Genomic DNA, 12,177 nt, shown 5'->3' with positions numbered 1-12,177 from the left:
GCTTATTATAGATGGACTTTTGCCCGAATTTACTTTTGTCTTTGTCGAACAGGGGCTGGCTTGGATACGGTGGATCTTGCTGTCCATGCTTTGCGGTAACGATAGAGTACGGCTACGATGAGCAATAGGCCAATTCCTCCCACGATATATGCTGCATATTGATGAGCCAGATGGAATACGGCGTTCCACTGGGGGCCAAATATTTTGCCAATGCCCAGAAACAGTACAACCCAGAACAACGCACCTGAATAGGCGTAGAGAGCGAATTTGCGAAAGGGAACAGCGGCTATGCCTGCGAAATATCCAGTGAAATGTCTTACTCCCGGAATGAAATAACCGATGAAGATTAAGGCATTACCATACTTGGCAAACCACTTTTGCGTTTTATCGAGCTTGTCCTGCTTCAGCAGAAACCATTTTCCGTATCGTGTTATAAAGGGCAGTCCTGCTTTGGCTCCAATAAAATAAGTGATTGTCATGCCAATCGTTGTCCCCAGAAAAGCCAGTATGGTGAGGATTCCGAAGTCGAGATGCCCCTTGTAGGAGAGAAACCCTGCGTAAGCCATCGTTGTTTCACCAGGAAAGGGAAGTGCGATGAATTCAAGCAACAAGCCAAAAAACAATACGCTGTATCCGTAGGACCCAAACAGATGTTGGATCTTCTCAAGCAATTCCAATAGATTTCACTCTCCTGAATACGGGGTGGGAGCAAGAATACTCTCCAAGGTGTTTTAATGTGTTCTGCCTGTTCATTATGCTACCTAATCTGAAGCGAAGAATCAATCAGGCTAGATCGCAAATTGTGAAAAAATATTAAACAAAATCACGTCTTTTTTCAATGTAGCCTCCATATAATTCTAACAAATCTGCTGAAGTCTATCAGCAAATTACTAGAGACGGTGGAGGTCGATTCGTAAATGGTACAGAGACTGGAATTGAGAATCAAGGAAAATGGGGGAAACTCTGCAACAACCATACATATGTTTTTAGCTGGACAGTGGTCTGTCATTCTCATGCGTATTGCGATATTGTTATGTGCATTTGCTGTATATGCAGGCACGGCTTATGCATCTTCTGCTTCCGGCTCAGGTGATCCAATCCCGGAAGATAAGAATACTCAAGACAAGGTAGTTTATCTGAGTTTTGACGACGGACCGGGTAACCATACCCATGAAGTATTGGATATTTTGCGCAAGGAGAAGGTTTTAGCTACATTTTTTGTGCTGGGTGAGCAGGCAGAACGTTATCCCGAGTTAATCCGTGGTCTTGTGGAGGATGGACATGCTTTGGGCAATCATACGTTCAATCATCAATACAAACAGCTGTACAGTGATTTTAAAGTGTTCTGGAAACAGATCAAGCAGACAGAGGAAGTGCTGGAGCGTATAACCGGTTTCCGTCCGAATCTGGTGCGAGCACCAGGCGGTACCTACGGGAATTTTGATAAGAGTTATTTTGATTTGCTGCAATTGGGTGGATACACCGTCATGGACTGGAACGTCGACAGTGGGGATTCCAAGCGTAAAGGTGTTCCGGCCAAAGAGATCCTCAGCAATTCGACCAAAGTACCTGCGGGAGCACGTTCGGTCATTGTCCTGATGCATGACGGTGGTGCACATGCTGAAACGGTAAAAGCACTTCCGGGTATTATCAAATATTATCGTGATCATGGATATCGTTTTGACACCATAAAGAGTACAGATCAACCAGTTCAATTCCGTGTTCATCCAGATGGTAAGTATAAGGCCCGCAAGGCGCCAGGAAAGGCCTGGATCGCAGAACATGTAGAAGCGAACGCGACGTTATGGCTTGCAAGCAAGAAGCTGAAGGTAGAGGTGGGATTGGCTGCGGCTACCTTGCAACCAGGTGAGTTCCGCATGGAGGGACAACGAATCATGGTGCCTTTGCGTACTTTCATGAAAAAATTCGGGGGCAGCACTCGCTGGGACTCTGAAACAAGAACAGCCATAGCAGTATGGAAGGAAAGAACGATTCACGCGGACAGTGTGAGCGGAACACTGACAACAACAGGGGTAATTGAAACGGGAGCAGTACAGAGTCAGGGTGGAACCATCTGGGTTCCGTTACGTGAGTTATTGGAGCAGATGGGGTTGAGGGTGAATTCCTTAACCAGTAATGAAGCAGAGTGGACGGTGAAGGCGGGCACTTCCAGATCCATTTCGGCCATGAACAGCATATTTAAGTATAAAATGATCTGAAGAAAGTCATTCTTGCAGGACTATTCTCTCTACTTCCGGGCAACACTGAATCATAGATTACTATGGTTCAGGAATGCTGATGAACGGAAGGAGATCAGAGAAATGTCTTATATCCGAATGGAACATGAACATGCTGTTGAATTGTTAAACAGGGTCATGAAGCGTGTTGAGAGTGTGATTATTGGCAAAAAAACAGAGATTCGTTATGTCCTTACTGCAATGCTCAGTGGGGGGCATGTACTTCTGGAAGATGTGCCGGGTACCGGGAAAACGATGCTGGTTCGTGCCGTTGCTTCTGCACTGGACTGCTCCATGGGCCGGATTCAATTCACGTCCGATGTCATGCCGGCAGATGTTACGGGCACTTCAATCTATCATCCCCATACAGCTGAATTCAAGTTTCGGCCCGGGCCTGTCATGTCCAACGTTGTCCTGGCTGATGAAATAAATCGCGCTTCACCACGCACTCAGTCTGCCCTGCTGGAGGCAATGGAGGAACGACGTATTACGGTTGATGGCACAACCTATGCCTTGCCACGCCCGTTCTTTCTGCTGGCGACACAGAACCCGTTACAGTTTGAGGGTACGTACCGTCTGCCTGAAGCACAGCTGGATCGATTTATCATGAGAATTGGACTGGGGTATCCCGATCCGGAACAGGAATTGGAATTGTTAACACGCATGCAAGGTAGAGAAGCGCTTGATGAACTTCGCCCTGTCCTGCTTGCTGAAGAGGTCGTAGCTATGCAGCGTGAAGTCAAACAGGTACATGTTGATCCGGTCGTCAAACAGTATCTGGTGGCTGTTGCTGTAGCCTCTCGCAGCCTTCCGGCGGTCAGACTGGGCATCAGTCCGCGTGGAACACTGGCCTGGATGGCTGCGGCGCAGTCATTTGCCTATCTTCAAGGACGCAGTTATGTCATTCCGGATGATGTGAAAGAGGTAGCTGTGCCTGTCCTTTCCCACCGTATTCAATTGAAGGCCCAGAACAGAGCGGAGGTTTGGGGGCAAGCACAAGTCATTGAAGAAGCATTGTCATCGGTCCCGGTACCTGTACAGATGGCATCACAGGGAAGGGGACGGAGGCAATGACTGCGCTGGGACAACGGATTGTGAGTGCTGTCTTGGTAGTGGCTTTTGCTTCCTTGTATCAGTGGCATGGGGGCAAAGCGGCGTTGTTTCTATCCGTTATGGCTTTCTTGATGTTCACAGGAGGTTTGCTTCTCCATTGGTTCAGACCACGGCGTATTCACATCCGTCGGAAAATACATACGAACCGGATTGAGGCGGGCGAGCAGGTACGGGTTCTGGTCGAGCTGGAATTCAATTGCCGTATTCCATTGTTATGGGTCGTTCTGTGTGAGAACACTCCTGCAGGTGTTCATCGCAAATTAATTTTCCCGGGAACACGGCGACAATTTACCTATCAATATGAATGTTCCGGGTTACGTAGAGGAGTCTACAGATGGGATACGGGCAGATTGTATTGGGGTGATATGTTTGGCTGGAATACCCTCTCCGCAGAGACCGCGGGAGGTACCCCCTTGATTGTTGTTCCTCAAGCAACAGCTTGGGGGAAGGGTGATTCGGTAGAATTCGCAGCGATGATTGAAGGGACTCTGTCGGAGCGAAGAAATAGCCAGGGAAACCGTAGCCCTGAGTTCCGTGAATATCAGCAGGGTGACCCACTGGGACGAGTTCATTGGAAAAGTACAGCCAAAACGGGAAAACTTCAGACCTTTCTGCCTGATACCACGGATCTAGCTTCGCTTGGCATCCTTGTGTATGAAGGCGCGTCGGGTTATGACGTAAAACAACGGGAGAACATGGATGCACCTGCTTTTGAACGAGTGGTTCGTGCAGCTGCCCGCTGGATTCATACCGCTGAGCGGGATGACATTCCTTATCATCTGTGGATGGAAGGCGGCGATAAGAGCTATGATGCACAAGATCATTGGCAACATGGGCCGATCCATGCAGATGATGAGAATCATGGACTGGACAAGTTAGCGGGGGCGCAAATATCCAAAACACAATCAGGCTCTGTTTCGCTTCGAACGGAGATGCTGGATGGACTGACGAGTGGGTCGCGAATTGTGGTTCTCACAGGTAAGATGGATCAGGTTCTGGCCGAATGGATCATAACTGCAATCGGGTCGGGTTATCGTGTAGAGGTGCAATTGACTGAAGCAAACCAGGACCAATTAGGATCAACGGATAGATTGATGAATGGATTGGGATATGACAGCTTAAGCTTGGAGCGGCTTCGTCACAGCGGGGTGCCGATCCACGCGGTTACAGACGTTGCGTTATCTTCATTGGGAAAGGTGGAGGTAACGGATGTGGGAGCGTAATGGTAACCAGCAACCCAATTCCACTGCCGACTTAGAGTCAACGGACCGTACGAGAATAGAATCGGCCTATTCTGTATATAAAGCTGTGAACCAGAATTCTGTAACGGATATAAAGGATGAGGGATATGTGAGCGTACCTGTCCTGTACAAAATTGTTATTTCGGCCATTTTACTTATACTGTCTCTGGAGTGGATATATCCGGTTACATCATCAGATCAGCAGGGCAGTGAACGGTTCTTGTCCGTAATGGCGGGATTAACTGGAGCATTGTTGCTCGCGGGGTTAATTCGTACAGGATGGATCACCGGAGTGCTGATCCGATTATTCATTGCACTCGCTGCTTTATGTCTGATGTACGGAGGAAGTGATCCTGTCGGCTGGGCAGCCGCTTATCCGGGAATATTTTCAGAGGATATGGACACTTTTATAAATAACTGGCGATTCCACTCGATTAGTACAGAAACGAGAGGTTTGTTCATGATGTGCGGCTGGAGCATGCTCATGGCTTCTGTGCAATCCCTCGTATTGTTACGTCGTAGCGTTATGCTGTTTGGCAGTGCAACGCTGCTCTATTTACTTCTGCTTGAATCCTTTGCGGGGCTGGATGTGTATGCTTCCGTAATACGGTCTGTCCTATGGACTTTTCTTATTCAGGCTCTGCTTCAACTACTACGTCTCAATGGAGGAGTCACTACTCCGAGTTATCGCGGCAGCCCCTATGGACGTTGGAGTGCCGTAACTATCGTTGCTTCCGCAGGTATGGTGCTTCTCTCAGCGTTACCTGGCCAGTTTGCTTCCATTCCTCAACCGGAACGCATATCTTTGGAGCAGATGGGTGAACGCATAGCTCGCTGGGCAGGTTATACACAGCACAGTAGTATCCCTGCTGCAACGGCAGTCACGGGATATAGCACAGCGGACGCGCCTATGGGAGCACCGTTGGTGCAGGGGAACTCGATCTTTTTTATAGCGAAGAGTCCGAAAGTGACGTATTGGCGAGGGGAGACCCGTTCATATTATAACGGTAGTACTTGGAGTGATCCGGGTCAAAGCTTCGAAACGAACAGTCCATCCGGAATGCTACGCACAGATGGATGGGAGAATCCAACCTATTGGAGTCGCATTCGCCAAACCGTTACGATGCAGCGAGAGTGGAAAGGGCCAAATCCACTCTTTACCGGGGGCATACCGGTCAACGTATCTTTCCAGGATAAAAACAAGGATAATCAGGAAAACATGTTTTCTTTGCTGTCTAATCGCGATTCGGCAACACTGTGGCTCTCGAGCTCAGGGGACGATAAGATGGTTAAAAATTATTCGGCAGACGTCATGGTTCCTGTCTCAACACCTGAACAGTTACGTCTGCTTGGGAAGACGAATAAAGGGAAAGATCCTGCAGTTATTCGGAGGACATATCTTCAATTGCCCACATCACTCCCGGGTCGAGTGCAGACGCTCGCCAAGGAAATCATTCAAGGCAGTGAGACACGGTATGACGCTGTGCAAGCTGTCAAGACTTATCTGGCTGCTCATGCCGAGTATACGTTGGATACCCGTATGCCACCGCGTGGAACAGATTTTGTGGACGATTTTCTATTCGTCACACGGCAGGGATATTGTAATCATTTCTCCACAGCAATGATTGTGTTACTTCGTGCGGAGGGGATCCCTGCACGCTGGGTTAAAGGCTTTGGGCCTGGAATGGCTGACCCGAATTTACGCGGTCAGTACATAATATCCCAAGGAGATGCACATTCCTGGGTAGAGGTATATTTTCCGGGTGCAGGCTGGATGCCGTTTGAGGCTACGCCGGGCTTCGCCATGGCGCAAGGAGTGGGCGAAGATGTGGCAGCGCTCGCTGGGCCGCAGCCTGTTGCGGAGACTCCGCCGTATATGAGCGGCGGATTGGCTAACGCGGGCGCATGGCTGCTCGCCCGCGCACGGGCCATTGCCGCGGAGCCATGGCTCGCGGCAGCCCTTGTGGCAGCGGCCCTGCTGGGGGCCGCTGCTCTGGTCCGCATGCGACGGCTACGCCCCGCGCTGCGGATCAGGCTGCTGCTGGCGTGGCCGCGCAGCAGCTTTCCGGACCGCGAGTGGCTGCTGCGTGCCGCCGCTCCGGTCTGGGCCGCGCTCGCGCGCCGGTACGGCCCGCGGCCGCCGGGTATGACGCTGCGTGAATATGCAGCGTCACCGGCTTTGGCCGCAGGCGCGGACGGCGCGGACATCGCGCGGTTTGCAGCCGACTGGGAACGGCTGCTGTATGGGCCAGACCGTCCGCTGCGCGCGGACAGTCTGAACTTCCTGCGCCGGGCACTTCGTTTGGCCCGGCGGTTGCAGGCGTTGTAACACAAGGATGTTACAACGTTACACCAAAGATGCGAAGCAGCTGCCATACAATCGCTTTCGCTTTCCAATAGAGCATAGCCACTTGTGGGCAGATGAAGATCACCATTGGCTGCGCACTGTTTTTAAACGCAGCATTTGGTTTACGCTGCATGCCATACATAAGACGCCTTTCGCGCTGCGCTGCGAACGAGGCGTCTTTCCATGATCATACACTTGAACCAGCATCTTGCTGCCAAGCTTTTCTATTCGAAATTTCATATTTAGAGGCATTTGGTAATCCTGTTTTGATATGTCGAAAAAAGGAGTTTCGCCTTTCCTTGACGGTATGTTTTGTCGTTGCGTATAATTAGTTTCATTGAATTGAGGGAGGCACGGTTATGAATAAACAGAATGAAATTGTAGTTGTCCTTGACTTCGGGGGTCAATACAATCAGTTAATCGCCAGAAGAATCCGGGATCTTGGCGTATACAGCGAGCTTTTGCCGTATAATACACCGGCGGAAAAGATCGCAGAAATAGCACCAAAAGGAATCGTATTTTCGGGTGGCCCGTCCAGCGTATACGCTGAGAATGCTCCACACGTGGACCCAGGTGTCTATGACCTGGGCGTACCAATCTTTGGTATCTGCTACGGAATGCAGCTTATGGCCCAACAGCTCGAAGGTAAAGTAGAACGTTCCGAGAAGCGAGAGTACGGTAAAGCAGACCTTGAGTTTGCTGCTGGATCTACATTGGCAAAAGGCATTGAAGGCGAACATACGGTATGGATGAGTCACGGTGACCACGTGGTTACACTTCCTCCAGGTTTCAAACTGGATGCAGGCACGGAAAGTGCGCCAATCGCTGCCATGAGCAACGATGAGCGTAAATTGTATGCTGTTCAGTTCCACCCTGAGGTACGTCACTCTGTTCGCGGTAACGACATGATTCGTAACTTCCTGTTCGAAATCTGTGGTTGCGAAGGCAACTGGACGATGGAGACATTCATCGATGACACCATCAAAGACATTCGTGAAAAAGTGGGCGACAGTAAAGTACTGTGTGCGCTTAGCGGCGGTGTAGATTCTTCCGTTGTAGCTGCATTGCTTCACAGAGCCATTGGTGATCAACTGACATGTATGTTTATCGACCACGGTCTGCTGCGCAAAGGCGAAGCAGAAAGTGTAATGGAGACGTTTGTCGGCAAATTCGACATGAAAGTTGTCAAAATTGATGCACAAGAGCGCTTCATGTCCAAACTGGCTGGCGTGGATGATCCAGAACAAAAACGTAAAATCATCGGTAACGAGTTTATTTACGTATTTGACGAAGAGTCCAAGCAGTTCGATGATTTTGCATTCCTGGCACAAGGTACACTCTACACGGACATCGTAGAAAGTGGTACAGCGACTGCACAGACCATCAAATCCCACCACAACGTGGGCGGTCTGCCTGAGGACATGAACTTCAAACTGATTGAGCCACTGAGCACGTTGTTCAAGGATGAAGTACGTAAAGTCGGTACCGAGTGTGGCCTGCCGGACGAAATTGTTCACCGTCAGCCGTTCCCTGGTCCAGGTCTTGCGATCCGTGTTTTAGGTGAGGTTACCGAAGAGAAACTTAAAATTGTTCGTGACTCAGACTACATCCTGCGTGAAGAGATTGCCAAAGCCGGTCTAGACCGCGAAATCTGGCAGTACTTCACAGCCCTGCCGAACATGAAGAGTGTTGGCGTTATGGGTGATGCGCGTACGTATTCCTACACTGTAGGTATCCGTGCTGTAACATCCATCGACGGTATGACTGCGGACTGGGCACGTATCCCTTGGGATGTGCTGGAGAAAATCTCCGTACGGATTGTTAATGAAGTTGATAACGTAAACCGTATCGTCTATGACGTAACATCCAAACCACCTGCAACAATCGAGTGGGAATAGGGTGTGAAATATTCACATTGTTAATAGCTTTAAAACCCTGATACATCAGGGTTTATGGCGTTAGCAGCGTTGACAGCACGTATAGACCTGCAACAATAAAATGCAAAAATAACTCTCTTTTATCTGCGTTGTTTCGCAAATAGAAGGGAGTTTTTTTATTGCGTATATTATGATTAAACTTGTATTAGGACAATGTTTTCTTTATAAATCTCAAAATTAATCCCATTTTAAAGTTGAGTTCATGATCCTTTCAGGTCGGGCCTGTACAATAAGTACATACTAAGAGCTATGGCTACTGAAGGGAGAATTGAATGTATGCGTAAAACCGACTATATGAGCAAATGGAAGATGGGCATTGGAAGTGCGTTTCTGATGGTGATGCTGGCAGGATGCGGTTCAGGTATGCAAGATCTGGCTTCCGGTTCGGGGGACTTTCCATTTGTGAATTTAGAGGCAGCGGATGCTTCTTCCGATCAGTCCAGTAACCAGGAGTTATCCTCTGACACAACAACGAACACAAATCAGGAACAACAAGATATACAGGATACTCCGCAGACAGAGATATAATTAACATAGGACTGATCCGGTAAAAAATAGCTCCGGAACATGTCGCAAATTGCTCCATATACCTAATGAGTATAAGCCTTTGGAATACGAGATATCGTTACTCCTATATCATCATTCACCTGATTGCTAAAACGCATCAGAAACATAAGCTAGCCTGATTAGAGCGCTTCTCGCCCTCTGATCAGGCTAGTTTTTTATGTTATCCGCGGAACTTTCAGTCTGAAAGAATGGACATATCCCATTGAGATCTCATCGAAAAAGGCGTATTCAATTGGGTTGTAAACCGCTGAACTGGTTCAATCTGTTAAATAATACGAACGATATTATATAAGAGTGACATTAATATTCGTTTTTCTCATTGACAAAAACATGCTGCCCTCCTAAAATAGTGATGGGAAACAAACAAATAGCGCATACTTATTCGTATAATCCTGGGGATTGGCCCGGGAGTCTCTACGAGATCACCCTAATGATCTGGCTACGAAGAGGAGAAGGCTAAGCACATGAATTCTACATGATTGCGGGGACATCACGCACATTAGAATTTTTTTTGTTCTTAGTAAAGGCACCATGCCACTCCTTGTCAGCTGAACCCTGGGTGAAGAATCTTCATCAGGGTCTTTTGTCGTTTTTCAATATGGCTTCAACATCTCTAAGGGGGAGTTAGTAATTATGGATCGTTTCTTTAAATTAAAAGAAAACGGAACAAACGTTAGAACGGAGATTGTTGCGGGTCTCACTACGTTTATGACAATGGCTTACATTCTTTTTGTAAATACGTTGTTCTTGGGACAAGCCGGTGCGGGGATGTCGGATAATGCAGTATTCTTTGCAACAGCCGTCGGCGCCGGATTAATGACTATTATTATGGGATTGTTCGTGAATATTCCGATCGCGCTCGCACCAGGTATGGGATTGAATGCGTACTTCATGACTGTCGTTCTAAGCTCGAATGGAGCGATTACTTGGCAAGCAGCTCTCGGAGCGGTATTCCTTTCCGGTATCGTGTTCATTATTTTGACCGTGACGAAGATTCGGCAAATGCTGCTTGTTGCAGTTCCGCAGTCAATCAAAATGGCCATTACGGTTGGTATCGGTCTCTTTATTACCATTATTGGTTTCAAACTTGCTAATCTCGTGGCTGTAACAGTTAATGTTGCACCAGACGCAGATCTGAGTCAGCCGATTCCGGGTAGCAGCTTTAATCTATCGTTGGGTAACTTTATAACGCATCATGATGCATTGCTTGCACTGATTGGTTTGCTCCTTATTGCTATATTGATGGTTATGCGCGTCAAAGGCGCTCTGCTGATCGGGATCGTAGCAACAACGCTGATTGGTATTCCAATGGGCGTTACGAATCTGAGTGGTCTTTCAGGCGCAAGCTGGTTGCCTAACTTCAGTGATCTGGCGGTTGGACAGCTGGATTTGAAAGGTGCCATCAGTCTCGGATTGTTCGAGATCATCTTCATCTTTACCTTCGTTGAATTGTTCGACACGTTTGGTACGATGGTAGGAACTGCAACACGTATGGGGATTATGAAGGATAAGAAAAAAGGCGAGAAAACGATTGGTAAAGCGATGCTCGTCGATGCAGTTGGTGTCAGCGCAGGTGCTGCACTGGGTACAAGTACCATTACGGCTTACGTTGAAAGTGCTTCAGGTGTTGAGGCAGGTGGACGTACAGGACTGACTTCGGTAACGACAGGTTTGTTGTTCATTTTGGCCCTGTTTATCGCACCGCTTGCGCTTGTTGTTCCATCCGCTGCGACGGCTCCGGCATTGATCATCGTGGGTGTGCTTATGATGAGTCAAGTGCGCAGCATTGAGTGGGATGATTTCCTGCAAGCTTTCCCTGCGTTCCTTACCATTGTATTGATGCCTTTTACAGGTGGAATCGCAAACGGGATCTCCGCAGGTATCGTATCTTATGTGATTCTGGTGGTGTTCAGTAACTTGGTTACAGAGCGTAAAGTGAAAATTCACTGGCTTATGTGGATCTTGGCGCTCATTGTAGTCTGCCGATACGTATTTATTGGCGGGGAGTAGGGTTCGTTAGGTGTAACGAAGAATTATCTGAGATACGTTTGTTATCTTATATATGAAAGAAGCGGAAGCCACGGGATTCGAACCCGGAGCTTTCGCTTTTTTTGTATTCTTTTCTTGGAAAAATGAATTTCAAAAATGTTTTCCTTCTATATAGAAGGAATGAGTATAATGTTCTATGATTTGTTGGTTGTTTATCCAATGAAATCATCGGTTAATAAGTTTCTATAACGTGATGAGTCTGTACTGTATACAACATGAGTTTCTCTATAATTGGATTAGGGATCATTTGAAAAACTTTTGCGTATGTAAGTTAATTACTCCGATCATTAAAGTTAGTGCGCAGATGTATCATTAAGCCGGTTATAAGGAGATACTTGTTAAAAGGTCTACAGGGTAATCATTTTATAAGAATTTAGTGTTTATCGAAAAAAGACTTGCGTTCCATAACTGTACATGGTATATTCTATTTCCGGCCAAAAAAACACTAGATACACGGTGCGGCAAGCGAATGAAATAAGCTTCGAAAGAAACTTAAAAAAAGAGCTTGCAAAGTTGGTTCGGACATGATATTATATAAGAGTTGCTGAAGAGAACGACATTCGGTAAAAAAACAAGTTTGATCTTTGAAAACTGAACAACGAGTGAGTAAACATTCTGCTTGCAGAATGAACGCGAAAGTTCGAGACAAGCCTTGGCTTAGATCGACTGGAGCACAAATGAGATTT

General features: G+C 47.5%; 9 protein-coding genes and 1 riboswitch. Of the genes, 7 read left to right on the top strand and 2 right to left on the bottom strand.

Features of this window, described 5'->3' with window-relative positions:
• Window positions 1-29 precede the first annotated feature (29 nt).
• Window positions 30-677 carry a DedA family protein gene (locus D829_RS0120115; protein WP_017690726.1) on the bottom strand — a complete coding sequence of 216 codons (648 nt, stop codon included), beginning with the start codon at window positions 675-677 and terminating at the stop codon, window positions 30-32.
• 240 nt (window positions 678-917) lie between these two features.
• On the opposite strand from D829_RS0120115, the gene D829_RS31605 reads away from it, so the two are divergent.
• The 4 genes from D829_RS31605 (at window position 918) to D829_RS0120095 (ending at window position 6,920) form a co-directional block, all read left to right on the top strand.
• Window positions 918-2,219 (top strand): polysaccharide deacetylase, encoded by a 1,302-nt coding sequence (locus D829_RS31605; protein ID WP_017690725.1) that lies wholly within the window; start codon window positions 918-920, stop codon window positions 2,217-2,219.
• Window positions 2,220-2,321: 102 nt separating this feature from the next.
• Window positions 2,322-3,311: a MoxR family ATPase gene (locus tag D829_RS0120105; RefSeq protein ID WP_017690724.1), complete on the top strand. Its 990-nt coding sequence runs from the start codon at window positions 2,322-2,324 to the stop codon at window positions 3,309-3,311.
• Window positions 3,308-4,573, top strand: a complete 1,266-nt coding sequence (locus D829_RS0120100; RefSeq protein ID WP_017690723.1) for a DUF58 domain-containing protein — start codon at window positions 3,308-3,310, stop codon at window positions 4,571-4,573. The genes D829_RS0120105 and D829_RS0120100 overlap by 4 nt, the downstream gene beginning before the upstream one ends.
• Window positions 4,560-6,920: a transglutaminase-like domain-containing protein gene (locus D829_RS0120095; RefSeq protein ID WP_017690722.1), complete on the top strand. Its 2,361-nt coding sequence runs from the start codon at window positions 4,560-4,562 to the stop codon at window positions 6,918-6,920. The genes D829_RS0120100 and D829_RS0120095 overlap by 14 nt, the downstream gene beginning before the upstream one ends.
• Before the next feature lie 10 nt (window positions 6,921-6,930).
• Here D829_RS0120095 and D829_RS33770 read toward each other — a convergent pair whose 3' ends face one another.
• Window positions 6,931-7,071, bottom strand: coding sequence for a hypothetical protein (locus D829_RS33770; RefSeq protein ID WP_193748491.1), 141 nt, complete (start codon window positions 7,069-7,071; stop codon window positions 6,931-6,933).
• Between the two features lie 226 nt (window positions 7,072-7,297).
• Here D829_RS33770 and guaA point away from each other — a divergent pair, with 226 nt between their 5' ends.
• From guaA to D829_RS0120075, 3 genes are all read left to right on the top strand, one after another.
• On the top strand, window positions 7,298-8,836 hold the full coding sequence (gene guaA / locus D829_RS0120085) for a glutamine-hydrolyzing GMP synthase (protein WP_017690720.1): 1,539 nt from the start codon (window positions 7,298-7,300) through the stop codon (window positions 8,834-8,836).
• 315 nt (window positions 8,837-9,151) lie between these two features.
• On the top strand, window positions 9,152-9,403 hold the full coding sequence (locus D829_RS0120080; protein ID WP_017690719.1) for a hypothetical protein: 252 nt from the start codon (window positions 9,152-9,154) through the stop codon (window positions 9,401-9,403).
• Window positions 9,404-9,804: 401 nt separating this feature from the next.
• A riboswitch (purine riboswitch) is annotated at window positions 9,805-9,904 on the top strand.
• A 171-nt stretch (window positions 9,905-10,075) separates the two neighbouring features.
• Window positions 10,076-11,452 carry an NCS2 family permease gene (locus D829_RS0120075; protein WP_017690718.1) on the top strand — a complete coding sequence of 459 codons (1,377 nt, stop codon included), beginning with the start codon at window positions 10,076-10,078 and terminating at the stop codon, window positions 11,450-11,452.
• The last annotated feature ends 725 nt before the right edge of the window (window positions 11,453-12,177 follow it).

This window comes from Paenibacillus sp. PAMC 26794, assembly GCF_000316035.1.
In the GTDB taxonomy this organism is placed as follows: domain Bacteria; phylum Bacillota; class Bacilli; order Paenibacillales; family Paenibacillaceae; genus Paenibacillus.
This window is presented reverse-complemented; position numbering and strand designations above follow the sequence as displayed.